The 18,908-nt window shown below is 62.6% G+C and carries 18 protein-coding genes; 16 read left to right on the top strand and 2 right to left on the bottom strand.

Translation table 11 applies throughout. The features are described from left to right. The first annotated feature begins 59 nt into the window (after positions 1-59). The 4 genes from ACKJSM_RS08725 (at position 60) to ACKJSM_RS08710 (ending at position 3,228) form a co-directional block, all read left to right on the top strand. The gene (locus tag ACKJSM_RS08725) at positions 60-719 is read left to right on the top strand and encodes a transglutaminase-like domain-containing protein (RefSeq protein WP_041475400.1); all 660 of its coding nucleotides are present in this window, start codon (positions 60-62) and stop codon (positions 717-719) included. Positions 720-762: 43 nt separating this feature from the next. Next, positions 763-1,386 carry a glutathione S-transferase family protein gene (locus tag ACKJSM_RS08720; protein ID WP_410237234.1) on the top strand — a complete coding sequence of 208 codons (624 nt, stop codon included), beginning with the start codon at positions 763-765 and terminating at the stop codon, positions 1,384-1,386. Positions 1,387-1,519: 133 nt separating this feature from the next. Next, positions 1,520-2,452 carry an ABC transporter ATP-binding protein gene (locus ACKJSM_RS08715; protein WP_236177941.1) on the top strand — a complete coding sequence of 311 codons (933 nt, stop codon included), beginning with the start codon at positions 1,520-1,522 and terminating at the stop codon, positions 2,450-2,452. Beyond that, positions 2,449-3,228, top strand: coding sequence for an ABC transporter permease (locus ACKJSM_RS08710; protein ID WP_011335453.1), 780 nt, complete (start codon positions 2,449-2,451; stop codon positions 3,226-3,228). The genes ACKJSM_RS08715 and ACKJSM_RS08710 overlap by 4 nt, the downstream gene beginning before the upstream one ends. Before the next feature lie 54 nt (positions 3,229-3,282). On the opposite strand, the gene ACKJSM_RS08705 is transcribed toward ACKJSM_RS08710, so the two are convergent. Beyond that, on the bottom strand, positions 3,283-3,801 hold the full coding sequence (locus ACKJSM_RS08705; protein WP_410237233.1) for a DUF2062 domain-containing protein: 519 nt from the start codon (positions 3,799-3,801) through the stop codon (positions 3,283-3,285). A 136-nt stretch (positions 3,802-3,937) separates the two neighbouring features. Here ACKJSM_RS08705 and ACKJSM_RS08700 point away from each other — a divergent pair, with 136 nt between their 5' ends. The 12 genes from ACKJSM_RS08700 to ACKJSM_RS08645 all read left to right on the top strand — a co-directional run bounded on the left by ACKJSM_RS08700 (position 3,938) and on the right by ACKJSM_RS08645 (position 15,389). Further along, on the top strand, positions 3,938-6,181 hold the full coding sequence (locus ACKJSM_RS08700) for a DNA internalization-related competence protein ComEC/Rec2 (protein WP_410237232.1): 2,244 nt from the start codon (positions 3,938-3,940) through the stop codon (positions 6,179-6,181). A gap of 78 nt (positions 6,182-6,259) precedes the next feature. Continuing rightward, a complete protein-coding gene (locus tag ACKJSM_RS08695; RefSeq protein ID WP_170928977.1) occupies positions 6,260-6,895 on the top strand; it encodes a MotA/TolQ/ExbB proton channel family protein in 636 nt (211 codons plus the stop codon). Beyond that, the gene (locus ACKJSM_RS08690; RefSeq protein ID WP_236177944.1) at positions 6,892-7,320 is read left to right on the top strand and encodes an ExbD/TolR family protein; all 429 of its coding nucleotides are present in this window, start codon (positions 6,892-6,894) and stop codon (positions 7,318-7,320) included. The genes ACKJSM_RS08695 and ACKJSM_RS08690 overlap by 4 nt, the downstream gene beginning before the upstream one ends. Beyond that, positions 7,320-8,330, top strand: coding sequence for a tetraacyldisaccharide 4'-kinase (gene lpxK / locus ACKJSM_RS08685; protein WP_410237231.1), 1,011 nt, complete (start codon positions 7,320-7,322; stop codon positions 8,328-8,330). Before ACKJSM_RS08690 ends, lpxK begins: the two co-directional genes overlap by 1 nt. Positions 8,331-8,354: 24 nt before the next feature. After that, the gene (locus tag ACKJSM_RS08680; protein WP_003179363.1) at positions 8,355-8,540 is read left to right on the top strand and encodes a Trm112 family protein; all 186 of its coding nucleotides are present in this window, start codon (positions 8,355-8,357) and stop codon (positions 8,538-8,540) included. Continuing rightward, positions 8,537-9,301 carry a 3-deoxy-manno-octulosonate cytidylyltransferase gene (gene kdsB, locus ACKJSM_RS08675; RefSeq protein ID WP_410237230.1) on the top strand — a complete coding sequence of 255 codons (765 nt, stop codon included), beginning with the start codon at positions 8,537-8,539 and terminating at the stop codon, positions 9,299-9,301. Before ACKJSM_RS08680 ends, kdsB begins: the two co-directional genes overlap by 4 nt. Further along, positions 9,301-9,765 (top strand): low molecular weight protein-tyrosine-phosphatase, encoded by a 465-nt coding sequence (locus ACKJSM_RS08670; RefSeq protein WP_410237229.1) that lies wholly within the window; start codon positions 9,301-9,303, stop codon positions 9,763-9,765. The genes kdsB and ACKJSM_RS08670 overlap by 1 nt, the downstream gene beginning before the upstream one ends. Next, positions 9,762-10,781, top strand: coding sequence for a UDP-N-acetylmuramate dehydrogenase (murB, locus tag ACKJSM_RS08665; RefSeq protein ID WP_410237228.1), 1,020 nt, complete (start codon positions 9,762-9,764; stop codon positions 10,779-10,781). The genes ACKJSM_RS08670 and murB overlap by 4 nt, the downstream gene beginning before the upstream one ends. A gap of 246 nt (positions 10,782-11,027) precedes the next feature. Continuing rightward, a complete protein-coding gene (locus tag ACKJSM_RS08660) occupies positions 11,028-11,498 on the top strand; it encodes a (2Fe-2S)-binding protein (RefSeq protein WP_039770687.1) in 471 nt (156 codons plus the stop codon). Beyond that, entirely contained in the window at positions 11,495-13,816 is a 2,322-nt protein-coding gene (locus tag ACKJSM_RS08655) for a molybdopterin cofactor-binding domain-containing protein (RefSeq protein WP_410237227.1), read from the top strand. The genes ACKJSM_RS08660 and ACKJSM_RS08655 overlap by 4 nt, the downstream gene beginning before the upstream one ends. Then, entirely contained in the window at positions 13,816-14,796 is a 981-nt protein-coding gene (locus ACKJSM_RS08650) for an XdhC family protein (RefSeq protein WP_236177951.1), read from the top strand. Before ACKJSM_RS08655 ends, ACKJSM_RS08650 begins: the two co-directional genes overlap by 1 nt. Then, positions 14,793-15,389, top strand: coding sequence for a nucleotidyltransferase family protein (locus tag ACKJSM_RS08645; RefSeq protein ID WP_410237226.1), 597 nt, complete (start codon positions 14,793-14,795; stop codon positions 15,387-15,389). The genes ACKJSM_RS08650 and ACKJSM_RS08645 overlap by 4 nt, the downstream gene beginning before the upstream one ends. Before the next feature lie 66 nt (positions 15,390-15,455). Here ACKJSM_RS08645 and rne read toward each other — a convergent pair whose 3' ends face one another. After that, positions 15,456-18,686, bottom strand: coding sequence for a ribonuclease E (gene rne, locus ACKJSM_RS08640; protein WP_410237225.1), 3,231 nt, complete (start codon positions 18,684-18,686; stop codon positions 15,456-15,458). Positions 18,687-18,908 lie beyond the last annotated feature (222 nt).

Below are 18,908 nucleotides of genomic sequence, written 5' to 3'. Positions count from 1 at the left end.
TCGTTATCTCTGTGCTGAACCTCTCGCTAGACTCGGGGCTCAACCAGGAGAATGTCGTCATGCACGAGTATCTGAGCCCCGGCCGCTTCATCGATAGTGACCACCCCTCGGTGGTGGAGTTCGCCGAGCAGCACCGTGGTGCCAGTCGCGATCCGCTCGCGCAGGCGATCAGTCTTTATTACGCGGTGCGCGAGGCGGTGCGTTACAACATGTATACCTTCAGCCGCGACCCGCAGACCTTGCGCGGCAGCTACGCGCTGGCGGCGGGTGAGAGTTATTGCGTGCCCAAGGCCACGTTGCTCGCCGGTTGCGCGCGCCATTGCGGGATCCCCGCGCGCATCGGTCTGGCGGATGTGAAAAATCATCTGTCGACGCCGCGTCTACTTGAACTGCTGAGAAGCGAAGTGTTCGCCATGCATGGTTATACCGAGCTGTTTCTCAATGATCGCTGGGTCAAAGCCACACCCGCGTTCAACCAGAAGCTCTGCGAAATGTTCAACGTTGCACCGCTGGAATTCGACGGCATGAACGACAGCGTTTTCCACCCGTACAACAGCGATGGCGCGCTGCTGATGGAGTACCTCGTCGATCACGGCCAGTTCGCCGATGTGCCGGAATCTTTTTTCTTCGAACATCTGCAGAAATGTTATCCGCACCTGTTCAACGATCAGCAGACGCCCCTGTCCAGTGACATGCGTGGTGATGTCGGCCGCTTCTGATCCGGCGTATGCTGCCTGCCCATTTACTGGAAAAGAGGCGGTCATGCTGAAGATCTGGGGTCGCAAGAATTCGTCGAATGTCAGAAAACCGTTGTGGGCGGCCGAAGAGCTCGGGCTGGCCTACGAGGCCATCGATGCCGGTGGCGCGTTTGGTGTGGTCGACACGCCGGAGTACCGGGCGATGAACCCGAACGGGCGGGTGCCGATGATTCAGGACGACGGTTTCGTGTTGTGGGAATCCAACGCCATCGTGCGTTACCTGCTGGCCAAACATGCAGCAGATACCTCGTGGTATCCGGCGGATCCGCAGGCCCGTGCCACCGCTGACAAGTGGATGGACTGGACGACGTCCAGTTTCGCAGGACCGTTTCGCACGGTGTTCTGGGGCGTTTTGCGTACCCCGGCGGACAAGCAGGACTGGCCGGCGATCCATGCGGCGATCAAGGAATGTGACGGCTTGCTGGCGATGGCCGATCAGGCGCTCAAGCACCAGCCGTATCTGTCCGGGAGTGAAATCGGCATGGGTGATATCCCGCTGGGCAGTTTCATTTATGCCTGGTTCGAGATGCCGATCGAGCGCGCGCCACAGCCGAACCTTGAGGCCTGGTACGCGCGGTTGAAACAGCGTCCGGCCTATCGCAAAGCGGTCATGACCGCGTTGAATTAATACCTACTATCGACACACTTGACTGTACTTGTGCGGCGACGGCAAGCACCATTGCGCTCGAGCGCTGCGGTTGTCTTCCTCGCCGCCGGCTTTTTATCAGTCCTTTTTTCCTTACTGGGTGCGTAAATCCGATATGAGTTCCGCTCTGTCCATCCGGCAGCTAACCAAAACCTACGGCAACGGGTTCCAGGCCTTGAGTGGTATCGATCTGGACGTCGCCGAAGGTGACTTCTTCGCCTTGCTCGGCCCCAACGGCGCCGGCAAATCCACAACCATCGGCATTCTCTCGACCCTGGTCAACAAGACCAGCGGCACAGTGAATATCTTTGGGCACGACCTGGACAAGAACCCGGCGGCGCTCAAGCGCTCCATCGGTGTGGTGCCCCAGGAATTCAACTTCAATCAGTTCGAAAAGACCTTCGACATTGTCGTGACTCAGGCCGGCTACTACGGCATTCCGGCGAAGATCGCCAAGGAACGCGCCGAGCAGTACCTGACCCAGCTCGGCCTGTGGGACAAGCGCGATGTGCCGTCACGTTCGCTGTCCGGCGGCATGAAGCGTCGTTTGATGATCGCCCGTGCGCTGGTGCATGAACCGCGTCTGCTGATCCTCGACGAGCCGACGGCCGGGGTCGATATCGAACTGCGCCGTTCGATGTGGACATTCCTCACCGAACTGAACCAGAAAGGCATCACCATCATCCTCACCACCCACTACCTGGAAGAGGCTGAGCAGTTGTGCCGCAACATCGGCATCATCGACCACGGCACGATTGTCGAGAACACCAGCATGCGTCAGCTGCTCGGCCAGTTGCATGTGGAAACCTTCCTGCTCGACCTCAAGAGCGATCTGGCGATGGCGCCACAACTGGTCGGGTATCCGGCCCGGTTGATAGACGCACACACCCTGGAAGTCCAGGTCGACAAGACCATGGGCATCACTGCGCTCTTTGGCCAACTGGCCCTGCAGAACATCGAAGTGCTGAGCCTGCGCAATAAAACCAATCGCCTCGAGGAGCTGTTCGTGTCCCTGGTGGAGAAAAATCTGTCGAAGGTGGCGGTATGAGTTCCGAACTGCGCCCCAACCTCGTTGCCCTCAATACCATCGTTTATCGCGAAGTCAGACGCTTCACCCGGATCTGGCCGCAGACCCTGCTGCCGCCGGCGATCACCATGGTGTTGTACTTCGTGATCTTCGGTAACCTGATCGGCCGGCAAATCGGCGACATGGGTGGCTTCACCTACATGGAGTACATCGTGCCGGGTCTGATCATGATGTCGGTGATCACCAACTCTTACGGCAACGTGGTGTCGAGTTTCTTCGGCAGCAAGTTCCAGCGCTCCATCGAAGAACTGATGGTGTCGCCGGTGTCACCGCACACCATTCTGATCGGTTACACCATTGGTGGCGTCTTGCGAGGCCTGATGGTGGGTGTGATCGTGACAATTCTGTCGCTGTTCTTCACCCATCTGCAGGTACATCATCTCGGCGTGACGGTGCTGGTGGTGGTGCTGACGGCGACGATCTTCTCGCTGCTGGGCTTCATCAACGCGGTGTTTGCGCGCAACTTCGATGACATCTCGATCATCCCGACCTTCGTGCTGACCCCGCTGACCTATCTTGGTGGCGTGTTCTACTCGATCACCTTGCTGCCGCCGTTCTGGCAGACCGTGTCGCTGGCCAACCCGGTATTGCATATGGTCAACGCCTTCCGTTACGGCATCCTCGGCGTATCGGATATCCGCATCGGTATCGCGATCACTTTCATGCTGGTGGCGACCGTGGTGCTGTATTTCGGTTGTGCGCGGTTGTTGGTGAGCGGGCGCGGAATGCGTACCTGATTTCTTCAATGCTGCAATGAAAAACGGCCTCCCACAGTGGAGGCCGTTTTGCATTCAGCGCATGCGACTTTTCTTGCGCCGCGCCCATTGCCGGGCCACCCACCAGCGCCAGTACATCATTACCAGACAGTAGGCGAGGGCGCCCAGTGCCAGCCCGACCACCACCGACCCCAGCAGAAACGGTTGCCACAAGGTCGAGAGCTCGCCGCTGATCCATTCCCAGGTCAATTCGTCGGGGAGCGTGCGGGCGGGCACATCCATCAGCCAGGCCCCAGCCTGATAAGTGCAGAAAAACACCGCCGGCATGGTGATCGGATTGGTCAGCCAGACCAGGCTGACGGCAATCGGCATGTTGCCGCGCACCATGATCGCGAGGACGGCGGCCACCAGCATTTGCGCGGGAATCGGCAGGAACGCAGCGAACAGGCCGACGGCCATGGCGCGGGCCACCGAGTGTCGGTTGAGATGCCAGAGGTTCGGTTCATGCAGCAACGTGCCGAGAAAGCGTAAGGATTTGTGTTCCCTGATGCTCGTCGGGTCGGGCATGTAACGTTTGAATAAGCGCCGGGGCATAAGGCTTCTCGGTCGGTTAAGGCGGCAAGTATGTCTGGATTCTAGGAACCGCCCATTCAGACTTTGTGACAATTGATAACGACGGTCGTGCCCCGTAGCCGCTATGCCTGAAGGTAGGACTCTCAAGGACGGGCTTATGCGCACAGGGATGATGGCGCTGGCGGTCGGTCTGCTGGCTGCGGTTTTTTTACCGGCCTTGCCGCCGGTCGGGTTATGGCTGGTGTTGCCGTGGGTGGCGCTGATGCTGCTGCCGTTTCGCAGCTATCCACTGGCGTTTTTACTGCTTGGATTCACATGGGCGGGTTTCAACGCGCAGTTAGCGTTGAATGATCGACTGCCTTCCCGGCTGGATGGTGAAACGCGTTGGGTGGAAGGGCGGGTCGTGGGCTTGCCGCAGAATGCCGAGGGTGTCGTGCGGTTCGAACTGGCCGATGCCCGCTCACGTCACGAGCAACTGCCATCGCTGATGCGCCTGGCCTGGTATGCCGGGCCTCCGGTCAGCAGTGGTGAGCGCTGGCGACTGGCGGTCAAACTCAAGCGTCCTGGCGGTCTGCTCAATCCGGATGCGTTCGATCACGAGGCCTGGCTGTTGGCGCAGCGCATCGGTGCCACCGGAACGGTGAAGGATGGCCAGCGTCTGGCGCCGGCGCAGTGGGCCTGGCGCGAGGGCATTCGTCAGCGCCTGCTTGCCGTGGACGCCCAGGGGCGTAACGGCGCCCTGGCCGCGTTGGTGCTCGGCGATGGTTCGGGACTCGGTCGCGAGGACTGGCAGACCTTGCAGGACACCGGCACCGTGCACCTGCTGGTGATTTCCGGCCAGCACATCGGGCTGTTGGCAGCGTTGATGTACGCGCTGGTCGCCGGGTTGGCGCGATTCGGCTTTTGGCCATTGCGTTGGCCCTGGCTGCCCTGGGCGTGCGGTCTGGCGTTCGCGGCGGCGCTGGGTTACGGCCTGCTGGCCGGTTTCGACGTGCCGGTGCGGCGGGCCTGCGTGATGGTTGCGCTGGTGCTGTTGTGGCGTTTGCGCTTTCGCCACCTCGGCGCATGGTGGCCATTGCTGTTGGCCTTCAACGGTGTGTTGCTGATGGATCCTCTGGCCAGCCTGCGGCCGGGGTTGTGGCTGTCATTCGCGGCGGTGGCTGTGTTGATTTTCACCTTCGGCGGCCGGCTGGGGCCGTGGCGCTGGTGGCAAACCTGGACACGCGCGCAGTGGTTGATCGCGATCGGCTTGTGCCCGGTGCTGCTGGCGTTGAGCCTGCCGATCAGTCTCAGTGGGCCACTGGCCAATCTGCTGGCAGTGCCGTGGGTCAGTTTCGCGGTATTGCCGCCGGCGTTGCTGGGCACTTTGTTGTTGCCGATCCCTTCTGTCGGGGAAGGGCTGCTGTGGTTGGCCGGCGGGCTGATCGACGGGTTGTTCCGGGCACTGGCCCTGATTGCCGGGCACTGGCCGGCGTGGGTCGCAGCGTCGATGCCGGGGTGGATCCTGGTGCTGGGTTGCATGGGGGCAGTGCTGTTATTACTGCCCCGAGGCATTCCTTTGCGTCCATTGGGCTGGCCGTTGCTGCTGGTGCTGGTGTTTCCGCCGCGGGAGCGGCTGGCCGAAGGTATGGCTGATGTCTGGCAACTGGATGTCGGCCAAGGCCTGGCGATTCTGATCCGCACCCGCAACCACACCTTGCTGTACGACAGCGGTCCGCGTTTCGGTGACCTGGACCTCGGTGAGCGAGTGGTGCTGCCGGCTTTGCGCAAACTGGGTGTGGAACACCTCGACCTGATGCTGCTCAGTCATGCCGATGCCGATCACGCGGGTGGCGCACTCGCGGTGGCGAAAGGTTTGCCGGTCAGCCGGGTCATCAGTGGCGACCCGCCGGGGCTGCCCGACGCGCTGAACGCCGAGGCCTGTGAAAGCGGCCGGCAATGGCAGTGGGACGGCGTTACCTTTCATTTATGGCAATGGGCTGACGCCCACGACAGCAACCAGCGTTCCTGCGTCCTGCAGATCGAAGCCAATGGTGAGCGGTTACTGCTGACCGGTGATATCGACAGCGCCGCCGAGCGGGACTTGCTCAACAGCCCGCTGGCGGTTCCCACCCAGTGGCTGCAAGCCCCGCACCATGGCAGCCGCAGTTCATCATCAATGGCCTTGCTCAAGGTTTTGCAGCCCCGGGCCGTACTGATTTCCCGGGGGCAGGGCAACTCGTTCGGCCATCCACACCCGACGGTCATTGCCCGTTACCGCAAACAGGGAATACATACCCATGACAGTGCCGAGCAGGGCGCCATTCATCTGCAATTGGGGCGGTTTCAGCCGGCCGGCTCGATGCGTCAACAACGCCGCTTCTGGCGCGCCCCGCCGTTGCCGGGGGCGGAGTACCGTTGAGCACGGTCGTCGGGGCGACGGGTCTTTATCGCGAACCGGTATGGTAAAGTGGCGCACTTTTTCGAGGGGGCTGTCACTGTGTGGGAATTGGTCAAATCCGGCGGCTGGATGATGTTGCCGATCATTCTGAGTTCCATCGCCGCCATGGCGATCGTCGCCGAGCGCCTGTGGACCCTGCGCGCCAGTCGCGTCACCCCTGAGCATCTGCTGGGTCAGGTCTGGGTCTGGATCAAGGACAAGCAGCTCAACAAGGAAAAACTCAAGGAATTGCGCGCCAACTCGCCGCTGGGGGAAATCCTCGCCGCGGGTCTGGCCAACTCCAAGCATGGTCGCGAGATCATGAAAGAGTGCATCGAAGAGGCCGCCGCCCGGGTCATTCACGAGCTCGAACGCTACGTCAGCGCGCTGGGCACCATTGCCGCCATGTCGCCGCTGTTGGGTCTGCTGGGTACGGTGCTGGGCATGATCGACATTTTCAGCGCCTTCACCGGTTCCGGCATGAGCACCAATGCAGCGGTGCTGGCCGGCGGTATTTCCAAGGCGCTGATCACCACTGCTGCGGGCCTGATGGTCGGTATTCCGGCGGTGTTCTTCCACCGTTTCCTGCAACGCCGCATCGATGAACTGGTGGTGGGCATGGAGCAGGAAGCAATCAAACTGGTGGAAGTGGTGCAGGGCGACCGTGACGTCGATCTGGCCGGGGGCAAAGCGTGAAATTCCGTCGCAAGCCCCGGGAAACGATCGACATCAACCTCGCGTCGCTGATCGACGTGGTGTTCATTCTGTTGCTGTTTTTCGTCGTGACCACCACCTTCACCCGCGAAACCCAGTTGCGCGTCGATCTGCCGGAAGCGGTCAGCGGCTCGCCGGCCGAGGATCAGCAGGTCAAGCAACTGGACGTGGCCATCAGCGCCGAAGGCGTGTTCTCGGTGAACAACAAGATTCTGCCGAAGAACGATCTGGCCACCCTGATGGAAGCCATGCAGAAAGAAGCCAACGGCGACACCAGCATGCCGTTGTCGATCAGTGCTGACGGCAAGGCTCAGCATCAATCCGTGATCACCGCCATGGATGCGGCCGGCAAGCTCGGTTTCAGCCATCTGCGCATGACCACGGTCGAGGCGGCGCCCAAATCCTGATGGCCATGTCCGATCGTCTGCTCGCCGCGTGGTATCAGGGGCACCCGGCCCTGACGCTGTTGCGGCCGCTGGAGTGGCTGTATCGCCGCGTTGTGGCCGGCAAGCGTCAGCGTTTTCTCGACGGTGAGGGCGAGATCTATCAATCCCCGGTGCCAGTGATCGTGGTCGGCAATATCACCGTCGGCGGCACCGGCAAGACACCGATGATCCTGTGGCTGATCGAGCACTGCCGACGCCACGGGCTGCGGGTCGGCGTGGTCAGCCGTGGCTATGGCGCCAAACCGGCGCACTTGCCATGGCGGGTCGAGTCTGATCAGACTGCCGACATTGCCGGCGACGAGCCGTTGCTGATCGTGCAGCGCACGGGGGTACCGCTGATGATCGACCCTGACCGCAGCGCCGCCGTCAGAGCGCTGCTGGACAGCGAGCCGCTGGACCTGATCCTGTCCGATGACGGCATGCAGCATTACCGCCTCGCGCGGGATCTGGAACTGGTGCTGATCGACGCTGCCCGTGGGCTTGGCAACCGGCGTTGCCTGCCCGCCGGCCCCCTGCGTGAACCGGTCGAACGCCTGCAAAGCGTTGACGGGGTGCTGTTCAACGGTGCCCCTGAGGATCGCGACGGCGGTTTCGCCTTCCGTCTGCAGCCCTCGGCGCTGGTCAATCTGCGCAGCGGCGAACGCCGGCCGCTCGATCATTTTCCGCCCGGTCAGGCCGTGCACGCAGTGGCCGGGATCGGCAACCCGCAACGTTTCTTCAATACCCTCGAAGCGCTAGACTGGCGGCCAGTGCCCCACGCCTTCGCCGACCACGCCGAATACAGCGTGCAGGCCTTGAGTTTTACGCCGTCATTGCCAGTGGTGATGACTGAAAAGGACGCGGTGAAGTGCCGTGCCTTCGCCGCCGCCGACTGGTGGTACCTGGCGGTCGATGCCGTGCCGTCGCCGGCCTTCGTGGCCTGGTTCGACACGCAGTTGATGCGCCTGTTGCCGGATCGTCTTTTGCCTTAATCCGTTTTTATCCAGGGAATGTTCATGGACACCAAATTGCTCGACATCCTCGCCTGCCCGGTCTGCAAAGGCCCGCTCAAACTCAGCGCCGACAAGACCGAACTGATCAGCAAGGGCGCCGGCCTGGCGTACCCGATCCGCGACGGCATCCCGGTCATGCTGGAAAGCGAAGCCCGCACCCTGACCACCGATGAGCGTCTGGATAAATGACCACCGCCTTCACCGTTGTCATCCCGTCGCGCTACGCTTCGACCCGTCTGCCGGGCAAACCGCTGCTGGACATCGCCGGCAAGCCGATGATCCAGCACGTCTGGGAACAGGCCAGCAAAAGCAGCGCCAGCCGCGTGGTCGTGGCCACCGACGATGCGCGCATTGTCGAGGCCTGCAAGACTTTCGGCGCCGAAGTGGTGCTGACCCGTGAAGATCACAATTCCGGCACCGATCGTCTGGCCGAAGTGGCGGCGAAGCTGGGGCTGGAACCGGATGCCATCGTGGTCAATGTGCAGGGTGACGAGCCGCTGATCCCGCCGAGCGTGATCGATCAGGTCGCCGCCAACCTCGCAGCCCACACCGAGGCGCGGATGGCCACCCTGGCCGAGCCGATCGAAGACGTCGAAACCCTGTTCAATCCGAACGTGGTCAAGGTCGTCAGCGACCTCGACGGTCTGGCGCTGACCTTCAGTCGCGCGACCCTGCCCTGGGCCCGCGATGCCTTCGCCAAGAGCCGCGATGTGCTGCCGGAAGGCGTACCGTACCGTCGTCACATCGGCATTTATGCCTACCGCGCCGGTTTCCTTCAGGACTTCGTGAGCTGGGGGCCGTGCTGGCTGGAAAACACCGAATCCCTCGAGCAATTGCGTGCCCTGTGGCACGGCGTGCGGATTCACGTGGCTGACGCGTTGATCGCACCGCCAACCGGGGTCGACACCGCCGAAGACCTCGAGCGCGTCCGTCGCCTGCTGGAGGCCTGATGCGCGTTCTGTTCGTGTGCCTGGGCAACATCTGCCGTTCGCCTACCGCCGAAGGCGTGTTGCGCCATAAATTGCGCGAAGCGGGGCTGGCGGATCAGGTCGAAGTGGCCTCCGCCGGCACCGGTGACTGGCACGTCGGCAACCCGCCGGACAAGCGCAGCCAGGCTGTGGCCAGGCAGCGCGGTTATGACCTGTCGGCGCAACGCGCTCAGCAGGTCAGCCGCGCCGATTTCGCCAGCTACGACCTGATCCTCGCCATGGACAACAGCAACCTGCGCAACCTCAAGGCTTTGCAGCCGTCCACCGGCAAGGCCGAGCTGGACTTGTTCCTGCGTCGGTATGAAGGGGAAGTCGATGAAGTGCCGGATCCGTATTACGACGGCGATCAAGGCTTCGAGCAGGTGCTGGATCTGATCGAGCGTGCCTGCGATCAGCTGTTGATCGAAGTGAAGGGGCGGTTATGAGTTTGCAGGTGCAGCCGCAGGTTTCCCTGAAGCCCTTCAATACCTTCGGCGTTGATGTTCGCGCGCAGCTGTTTGCCGAAGCTCACAGTGACGCCGATGTGCGCGAAGCCCTGGCTTACGCGACTTCCCACAACGTGCCGTTGCTGGTGATCGGCGGCGGCAGCAACCTGTTGCTCACGGCGGACATCCCGGCGCTGGTGCTGCGCATGGCCAGCCGTGGCATTCGTGTCATCAGCGACGACGGCAATCGTGTGGTGATTGAAGCCGAGGCCGGCGAGCCGTGGCACCCGTTCGTGCAGCACACGCTGGCGCAGGGTTTTTCGGGACTGGAAAATCTCAGCCTGATCCCCGGCACTGTCGGCGCCGCGCCCATGCAGAACATCGGTGCCTACGGCGTCGAGATCAAGGATGTGTTCGCCGGCCTGACGGCGCTGGATCGCCAGACCGGCGAGCTGCGCGACTTCAGTCTGGAGGAGTGCAACTTCGCCTACCGCGACAGCGTGTTCAAGCAGCAGCCGGGTCGTTGGTTGATCCTGCGAGTGCGCTTCGCACTGAACCGAGTCGCGCATCTGCATCTGGAATACGGCCCTGTGCGTCAGCGTCTGACCGAGCAGGGCATCGAGCAGCCGACGCCGACGGATGTCAGCCGCGCGATTTGCAGCATCCGCAGCGAAAAACTGCCGGACCCGGCAGTGCTCGGCAATGCCGGCAGTTTTTTCAAGAACCCGCTGGTGTCGGCGGCGGTGGTCGCACAGATCAAGGCACAGCACCCGGATCTGGTGGCCTACGCGCAACCGGACGGGCAGATGAAACTGGCGGCTGGTTGGCTGATCGAGCGCGCCGGTTGGAAGGGCTTTCGCGAGGCCGATGCCGGCGTGCATAAATTGCAGGCGCTGGTGCTGGTCAACTACGGCGCGGCGACCGGGCTGCAATTGCTCGATCTGGCGCAGCGCATCCAGAAAGACATTTCAGAACGTTTCAATGTTGAGCTGGAAATGGAGCCCAACCGCTATTGAGGCTACGCTTTCAAGGCTGAACCCAAAGCCCTGCACTTATTTAAAAAGTGCAGGGCTTTTTTGTTAATCGCGGGTTAACGTAGCCAGCTAACGATACAGCCATTTGCTCCACCAAAGGCCCGGTGCAGACGTTCCCGTCGGCACAAGAGAGCCTGATTAGCCTGAGCCGATCTGCGCGAACCACTACCGTCCCTGCGGTGGCAGATGGCTCGACCCCATAACCTCCAAGAATATGCGGGCGTGCCCATGATTACCCTGAAACTCAATGGTCAAGATCATCCACTCGATGTCACCGAGGACATGCCACTGTTGTGGGCGATCCGTGACGTCGCCGGTTACAACGGCACCAAGTTCGGCTGCGGCATGGGCCTGTGCGGTGCGTGCACCATTCATATCGACGGCGCGCCGGCGCGCAGTTGCATCACCCCGATCGGTTCGGTGGTCGGGCAGAACGTGACCACCATCGACAACCTGCATGCCGACCCGGTCGGTCAGATCGTCCAGCAAGCCTGGCTCGACACGGCCGTTGCCCAATGCGGTTACTGCCAGGGCGGGCAGATCATGTCCGCCACCGCGTTGCTCAAGACCAACCCGAACCCGAGCGACGAGCAGATTGAAGAGGCGATGGTCGGCAACATCTGCCGTTGCGGCACCTACAACCGGATCAAGACTGCGATCCGCCAGGCATCCACTCACCTGAAGGAGGCCAAGGCATGAGCCGTTTACCGAACGATTTCGCCCTGAGCAACCTGAGTCGCCGGGGCTTCCTCAAAGGCGTCGGCGCCACCGGTGCGCTGGTGCTGGCGGCGAGCTGGGGCTGGCAGGATGCGCTGGCCGAAGACAAGCCGAAGCAGTTCGGCGCCGATGGCATGCCCAATGGCTGGATCGATGATCCGAAAGTCTACGTCAGCATTGCCGCCGACGGCACGGTGACCGTGGTCTGCAACCGTTCGGAAATGGGCCAGGGCGTGCGCACCAGCCTGACCATGGTGGTCGCCGATGAACTGGAAGCCGACTGGGCGCACGTCAAGGTTCAGCAGGCGCCGGGAGATGAGGTGCGCTTCGGCAACCAGGACACCGACGGCTCGCGCAGCATGCGTCACTGGTACGAACCGATGCGCCGTTGCGGCGCCGCCGCCCGCACCATGCTTGAGCAAGCGGCCGCCGCCCGGTGGAAGGTGCCGGTCGGCGAATGCCGCGCGCAGCTGCATAAAGTCATTCACACGCCGTCCGGGCGCGAGCTGGGTTACGGCGAGCTGGCCGCGGCAGCCAGTGCGCTGGCGGTGCCGGCCCGTGACAGCCTGCGGCTCAAGCAACCGGCGGAATTCCGCTATATCGGCAAGGAAGGCACCAAGGCCATCGACGGTGCCGACATCGTCAATGGCCGCGCGGTGTACGGCGCCGACGTGCATTTCGACGGCATGCTGTTCGCGGTCATCGCACGCCCGGCGGTGTACGGCGGCAAGGTCAAGTCAGTGGATGACAGCGCCGCGCTGAAAGTGCCGGGCGTACTCAAAGTCATCCAGATCGAACCGCGGCCATTGCCTTCGGAGTTCCAGCCGTTGGGTGGCGTGGCCGTGGTGGCGAGCAATACCTGGGCGGCATTGAAGGGTCGCGAGGCGCTGAAAATCGAGTGGGACGATGGCCCGAACGCCACTTATGATTCGGTCGCCTATCGCAAGGAGATTGAAGCCGCTTCGCTGAAACCGGGCAAAGTGGTGCGCAATACCGGCGACATCGACAAAGCCATCGGCAGTGCCGCCAGCACCCTGGAAGCGTCTTATTACTTGCCGCATCTGGCCCAGGCACCGATGGAGCCGATGGTCGCCATCGCCCGTTACAAGGATGGCACCTGCGAGGCCTGGGCGCCAAGCCAGGCGCCCCAGGTCACCCGCGAGCGGATCGCCGAACGTCTGGGCCTGCCGTTCGATAACGTCACCTTCAATGTCACGCTGTTGGGCGGTGGTTTCGGGCGCAAGTCGAAACCGGACTTCGTCGTTGAAGCGGCCGTTCTCGCCAAGGAGTTTCCCGGCAAGGCAGTGCGCGTGCAGTGGACCCGGGAAGACGACATCCACAATTCGTATTTCCACACGGTGTCCGCCGAGTACCTCAAGGCCGGTGTGGGCAAGGACGGCTTGCCGTCCGCCTGGTTGCACCGCACGGTGGCGCCGAGCATCACTGCGCTGTTCGCACCGGGCATGAATCACGAAGCTGCCTTCGAACTGGGCATGGGTTTCACCAACATGGCCTACGCGATTCCCAACGTGCGCCTGGAAAACCCCGAAGCCACGGTGCACACGCGGGTCGGCTGGTATCGCTCGGTGTCGAACATTCCCCATGGTTTCGCGATCCAGAGTTTTGTCGACGAACTGGCGCACAAAGCCAAGGAAGATCCGCTCAAGTACCAGATCAAATTGCTTGGTCCGGATCGGCAGATCGATCCACGCACTTTGAGTGAGGAGTGGAACTACGGCGAATCCCCCGAGCGTTATCCGATCGACACCGGGCGCATGCGCACCGTGCTCGAAACGGCGGCCAAGGCGGCGGGTTGGGGGCGTCAGTTGCCCAAAGGCCGTGGTCTCGGATTGGCCGTGCATTACAGCTTCGTCACTTATGTGGCGGCGGTGATCGAGGTTGAGGTCAAGGACGACGGCACGCTGCTCGTGCACAAGGCCGATATCGCCGTGGATTGCGGCCCGCAGATCAACCCGGAGCGGATCCGTTCGCAGTTCGAAGGCGCGTGTGTGATGGGCCTGGGCAATGCCGTGTGGGGCGAAATCAGCTTCAAGGACGGCAAGGTGCAGCAGGACAACTTCCATATGTATGAAGTGGCGCGCATGTCGTTGGCGCCGAAGGAAGTCGCGGTGCATCTGGTAACGCCGCCGGGCGAGGTGCCGCTGGGCGGTGTCGGCGAACCGGGCGTGCCGCCGATTGCGCCGGCGCTGTGCAATGCGATCTTTGCCGCGACCGGTCAGCGTATCCGCAACCTGCCGGTGCGTTACCAGTTGCAGGGCTGGCAGAAGGCGCAAGCGTGATGGACAGCGCCGATCTTAATGTCCTGCGCAGTGTGCTCGAATGGCGTCGCGCCGGGCAGCGGGTGGTGTTGTTCAGCGTGGTGCAGACCTGGGGTACCGCGCCCCGGGCGCCCGGCGCGATGCTGGCGCTGCGCGAAGATGGCGTGGTGATCGGCTCGGTGTCCGGCGGTTGCGTCGAGGACGATCTGATCGCCCGGCTGCACGATGGGCGGATTCCCGCCAACGGGCCGCCGGTGCAGTTGATCACCTACGGCGTGACGCAGGAAGAAGCCGCGCGCTTCGGCCTGCCTTGCGGCGGCACCCTGCGCCTGACCGAGGAACGGGTCGGTGATCCGGCGTGGGTCGCCGAGTTGCTGGATCGCTGCGAGGCTCACGAAATCGTCGCTCGCGAGCTGAACATCGACACTGGCGAGGTGGTGTTGCGACCGGCCGGCAAGACTGACACCTTGAACTTCGACGGCCTGACCCTGCGTGCCATTTACGGTCCGCGCTGGCGCCTGCTGTTGATCGGCGCCGGGCAGTTGTCGCGGTATGTGGCCGAGATGGCGCGGTTGCTGGATTTCGAAGTGCTGATCTGTGATCCACGTACCGAATTCGTCTATGGCTGGGAAGAGCAGCATGGACGGTTTGTCCCCGGCATGCCGGACGAAGCAGTGCTGAATATCCAGACCGATGAACGCACGGCGATTGTCGCGCTGACTCACGACCCACGGCTGGATGACATGGCGCTGCTCACGGCGCTCGACTCCAAGGCGTTCTACGTCGGCGCACTCGGCTCGCGGGTCAACAGCCGCAAACGTCGGGAAAATCTGGCTGAGCTAGGCCTGTCGGAAGCGGCCATCGCCCGTTTGCACGGGCCGATCGGTTTGCATATCGGCAGCCATTCCCCGGCGGAAATCGCCCTGTCGCTGTTGGCGGAAATCGTCGCGATCAAGAATGGTGTCGAGCTCAAGCAGAAGAAGACAGTGGAGAGCGTATGAGCCGATCGATCGGAGTGATTGTGCTGGCGGCGGGCGAGGGCAGCCGCTTTCGCGAAGTGGCAGGCGCTGACAAGGACAAGCTGCTGGCCGATTGCACCGGGCGCGATGGTGCGGTGCGTTCGGTGATCGAGCAGGTGCTGGTGAGCCTGCCGGCGAGCCTCGACAAGCGAGTGCTGGTGACGACCGAGGCGCGGCCGCAGGTGATGCGCATGGCGCAGGCTTATGGGTGTGACGTTGTCTCGATCGAGTCCACGGGAATGGGCGACAGCATTGCGGCGGGGGTGGCGGCTTGCCCGGAGGCCGATGGCTGGCTGATTGTGCTGGGCGACATGCCATTCATCCTGGCGTCGAGCATTGAGCGGGTTGTGGCGGCAATTGCCGAGGATGCGGTCAGCGTACCGACGTTGAACGGTGACTATGGGCATCCGGTCGGGTTTGGTCGCTCGTTCGCCGCAGGGTTGATGGCCTTGTCCGGTGATCGGGGCGCGCGACCGTTGTTTGCCCAGGGTCGAGTGATGGAAGTCGCGGTGGATGATCCCGGCGTGTTGTGGGACATCGACGTCTCGGATGCTCTGTTTTTTCCGCCATCCTGATAAAACCTGAGGCAATAAAAAGCCCCGCCTGGATCACCAGGCGGGGCTTTTTAGTGGCGTTTGGAATCAGACGAGGGGTTTAGGCTCGTGTTCTTTTTCCTGGGCCTCTTCGTGTTGCTCGACCGCTTCCTGAACGGAGCGTGGTGCTTCGGCAATCACGGCTTCAACGGCCACTTCCTCAGCGACCGGGGCAGGAGCTGCCTCGACCACTTCGGCAGCTGGAGCAGCAGCGGCGGCAGCGGCAGCCAGCTCGGCTTCCTTCTGCAGACGCTCTTCTTCACGCTTGCGACGACGCACTTCACGCGGGTCGTTCGGCGCACGGCCGCTTGGGGTCAGCGCGCTGACGGGTGCGACGACTGGAGCCGCTTCAACCACCGGGGCAGGTGCTTCGGCGACGACCGGCGCTTCAACCGCAGGGGCTTCAACGACCGGTGCCGGTTCAGCAACAACTACTGGCTCGGCAGCCTTGGCTTCTTCGACGACAGGCGCTTCAACCACTGGCGCTGGTGTTTCAGCGACAGCCGGCTCGGCTACCCAGTTGAATGCGGTCTGCTCTTCGCGAACTTCACGCACGGTTTCGGTTACGGTTTCGACAGCCGACTCTTCAGCAACGACGGGGGCTTCGAAGGTCACGGCAGGTTCGGCAGCGACTTCAGCCTGAGGCTGAGCTTCGCGAACCGGAGCTACTTCGACTTCCGGAGCGGCAGCTGCTTCGACCGGTGTGGTGGCTTCAACAGCCGGTGCTTCAACTGGAGCCGTTTCCAGCGTGGCAGCGGTGGCGCGTTCAGCTTGCTCGTGGGCCTGAGCTTCGGCTGGAGCGCTGATCACGGTGCTGGCAACAGCAGCGGTAACAGCCAGACCAGCAGCCAGATCGGCCGTGCTTGGCGCTTGAGCGTTTTCGCCGGACTCGGATTCTTCCGAACCCTCGATCACGTTGCCATTGGCATCACGCTGACGTTCGCGACGGTTGCTGCGACGACGCTGACCACGGGAGCGGCGGCGTGGACGATCGCCTTCGGCGTTCTCCGAACCGTCTTCCGGCAGTTGCTCTTCGTTGGTGGTGATTTCTTCTTCGGCGACGGCAGCAGGGGCCTGTTCGGCGCGCGGTTGACGCTCTTCACGCGGAGGACGTGGCGCACGTTCTTCACGTGGCTGACGGGCCGGACGCTCTTCAGCGGTGGCGGCAGCAGAAACGGCCGGAGCGGCATCCAGAGGCTCGCGCAGTTCACGTACGCGTTCTTCACGCTCGCCACGTGGCTTGCGATCTTCACGCGGAGCACGTGGTGCACGTTCTTCGCGAGGGGCGCGTGGTGCGCGCTCTTCGCGGGCTACCGGTGCTTCGTCACGGGATTCGCGTGGCTCGCGGACTTCACGGGGTTCGCGCGGTTGACGCTCTTCACGCGGCTCACGTGGGGCGCGCTCTTCACGCGGTGCACGTTCTTCACGCGGCTTGCGTTCTTCATCGCGGCGACCGTTACGGTTGCGGCTCTGCTGACGACCATTGCGACGCTCTTCGTTGCGGGCCGGACGCTCGGTGGCAGGTTTCTCAACCACGACCGGAGCAACAGGCTCTTCCTTGGTGGCGAACAGGCTGACCAGCGACTTCACCAGGCCTTTGAACAGGCTTGGCTCTGGCGCGGCAACCGGAGCAGGTGCCGGGGCCGGAGCGGCGACTTCGGTCGGAACCGGAGCGTTGGCGCGGGCCGGAGCAGTCTTGACGGCGGCTTCCTGGCGAACCAGGGTGCGGGTCGCGGCGGCTGGCTGGACGTCTTCGACTTCGGCGGCAGCGGCAGCGATTTCGTAGCTGGACTGGTTGGTCGCGGCTTCCGGGCTGTCGTCGCGCAGGCGCTGAACTTCGAAATGCGGGGTTTCGAGGTGATCGTTCGGCAGGATGACGATGCGGGCGCGGGTGCGCAGTTCGATCTTGGTGATCGAGTTGCGTTTTTCGTTGAGCAGGAACGCGGCCACCGGGATCGGCACTTGAGCGCGCACTTCGGCGGTCCGGTCTTTCAGGGCTTCTTCTTCGATCAGGCGCAGGATCGCCAGGGACAGCGATTCGACATCACGGATGATGCCGGTGCCGCTGCAGCGCGGGCAGACGATGCCGCTGCTTTCGCCGAGCGAAGGGCGCAGGCGCTGGCGGGACATTTCCAGCAGGCCGAAGCGCGAGATGCGGCCGATCTGCACGCGAGCGCGGTCGGCTTCCAGGCATTCGCGGACTTTTTCTTCCACGGCGCGCTGGTTCTTGGCAGGGGTCATGTCGATGAAGTCGATGACGATCAGGCCGCCGATGTCGCGCAGGCGCAACTGACGGGCGATCTCTTCGGCCGCTTCAAGGTTGGTCTGCAGGGCGGTTTCTTCGATGTCGCTGCCTTTGGTGGCGCGCGCCGAGTTGATGTCGATGGACACCAGGGCTTCGGTCGGATCGATGACGATGGAGCCGCCGGACGGCAGTTCGACGACGCGCTGGAAAGCGGTCTCGATCTGGCTCTCGATCTGGAAACGGTTGAACAGCGGAACGCTGTCTTCGTACAGCTTGATCTTGCTGGCGTACTGCGGCATTACCTGGCGGATGAAGGTCAGGGCTTCGTCCTGGGCTTCAACGCTGTCGATCAGCACTTCGCCGATGTCCTGGCGCAGGTAATCGCGGATGGCGCGGATGATCACGTTGCTTTCCTGATAGATCAGGAACGGCGCGGAACGATCCAGCGAGGCTTCCTTGATGGCGGTCCAGAGTTGCAGCAGGTAATCGAGGTCCCACTGCATTTCTTCGCTGCTGCGGCCCAGGCCGGCAGTGCGCACGATCAGGCCCATGTCGGCCGGAGCCACCAGGCCGTTCAGCGCTTCACGCAGTTCGTTGCGCTCTTCGCCTTCGATGCGACGGGAGATGCCGCCGGCACGCGGGTTGTTCGGCATCAGAACAAGGTAACGACCGGCCAGGCTGATGAAGGTGGTCAGGGCGGCGCCCTTGTTGCCACGTTCTTCTTTTTCGACCTGAACGATGACTTCCTGGCCTTCGCTCAGGACGTCCTTGATGTTGACGCGGCCTTCAGGGGCTTTCTTGAAGTATTCGCGGGAAATTTCTTTGAGGGGCAGGAAGCCGTGGCGCTCGGAGCCGAAATCGACAAAGGCAGCCTCAAGGCTTGGTTCGATGCGAGTGATGCGGCCTTTATAGATGTTGGCCTTCTTCTGCTCGCGTGCACCGGATTCGATGTCCAGGTCGTAGAGGCGTTGGCCATCTACCAGTGCAACACGCAACTCTTCGGGTTGAGTTGCGTTAATCAGCATTCTTTTCATGTAGTACCGTCGGTTTCCGGGCTGCCGGAAACGGCGTTCGGCACACACGACTTCTCACGGTCGGTGTCAGGTGCGTCGGGAGTGGTTGGCCATTCCCGTGTCCAGCGATGTCCAGCCAATTGGGCCGTTATCGCGACGTACGCGTCCTGCTTGCTGTGGCTACTTAAGCACTCAGTCAGGAGGAGGAATCAACCGGTGGCTGTGGACGAGATGAAGCGTCTT

This window comes from Pseudomonas sp. PHC1, assembly GCF_046487845.1.
Classification (GTDB): domain Bacteria; phylum Pseudomonadota; class Gammaproteobacteria; order Pseudomonadales; family Pseudomonadaceae; genus Aquipseudomonas; species Aquipseudomonas sputi.
Note: the sequence above shows the minus strand (reverse complement) of the source record. Positions and strands in the feature narration are given on the sequence as shown.

Excerpts from the sequence above, each read along its gene's own strand:
- ACKJSM_RS08725 (WP_041475400.1), top strand. The coding sequence starts at position 60 with ATGCACGAGTATCTGAGCCCCGGCCGCTTCATCGATAGTGACCACCCC.
- ACKJSM_RS08720 (WP_410237234.1), top strand. The coding sequence starts at position 763 with ATGCTGAAGATCTGGGGTCGCAAGAATTCGTCGAATGTCAGAAAACCG.
- ACKJSM_RS08715 (WP_236177941.1), top strand. The coding sequence starts at position 1,520 with ATGAGTTCCGCTCTGTCCATCCGGCAGCTAACCAAAACCTACGGCAAC.
- ACKJSM_RS08710 (WP_011335453.1), top strand. The coding sequence starts at position 2,449 with ATGAGTTCCGAACTGCGCCCCAACCTCGTTGCCCTCAATACCATCGTT.
- ACKJSM_RS08705 (WP_410237233.1), bottom strand. The coding sequence starts at position 3,801 with ATGCCCCGGCGCTTATTCAAACGTTACATGCCCGACCCGACGAGCATC.
- ACKJSM_RS08700 (WP_410237232.1), top strand. The coding sequence starts at position 3,938 with ATGCGCACAGGGATGATGGCGCTGGCGGTCGGTCTGCTGGCTGCGGTT.
- lpxK (WP_410237231.1), top strand. The coding sequence starts at position 7,320 with ATGGCCATGTCCGATCGTCTGCTCGCCGCGTGGTATCAGGGGCACCCG.
- ACKJSM_RS08680 (WP_003179363.1), top strand. The coding sequence starts at position 8,355 with ATGGACACCAAATTGCTCGACATCCTCGCCTGCCCGGTCTGCAAAGGC.
- kdsB (WP_410237230.1), top strand. The coding sequence starts at position 8,537 with ATGACCACCGCCTTCACCGTTGTCATCCCGTCGCGCTACGCTTCGACC.
- ACKJSM_RS08670 (WP_410237229.1), top strand. The coding sequence starts at position 9,301 with ATGCGCGTTCTGTTCGTGTGCCTGGGCAACATCTGCCGTTCGCCTACC.
- murB (WP_410237228.1), top strand. The coding sequence starts at position 9,762 with ATGAGTTTGCAGGTGCAGCCGCAGGTTTCCCTGAAGCCCTTCAATACC.
- ACKJSM_RS08660 (WP_039770687.1), top strand. The coding sequence starts at position 11,028 with ATGATTACCCTGAAACTCAATGGTCAAGATCATCCACTCGATGTCACC.
- ACKJSM_RS08655 (WP_410237227.1), top strand. The coding sequence starts at position 11,495 with ATGAGCCGTTTACCGAACGATTTCGCCCTGAGCAACCTGAGTCGCCGG.
- ACKJSM_RS08650 (WP_236177951.1), top strand. The coding sequence starts at position 13,816 with ATGGACAGCGCCGATCTTAATGTCCTGCGCAGTGTGCTCGAATGGCGT.
- ACKJSM_RS08645 (WP_410237226.1), top strand. The coding sequence starts at position 14,793 with ATGAGCCGATCGATCGGAGTGATTGTGCTGGCGGCGGGCGAGGGCAGC.
- rne (WP_410237225.1), bottom strand. The coding sequence starts at position 18,686 with ATGAAAAGAATGCTGATTAACGCAACTCAACCCGAAGAGTTGCGTGTT.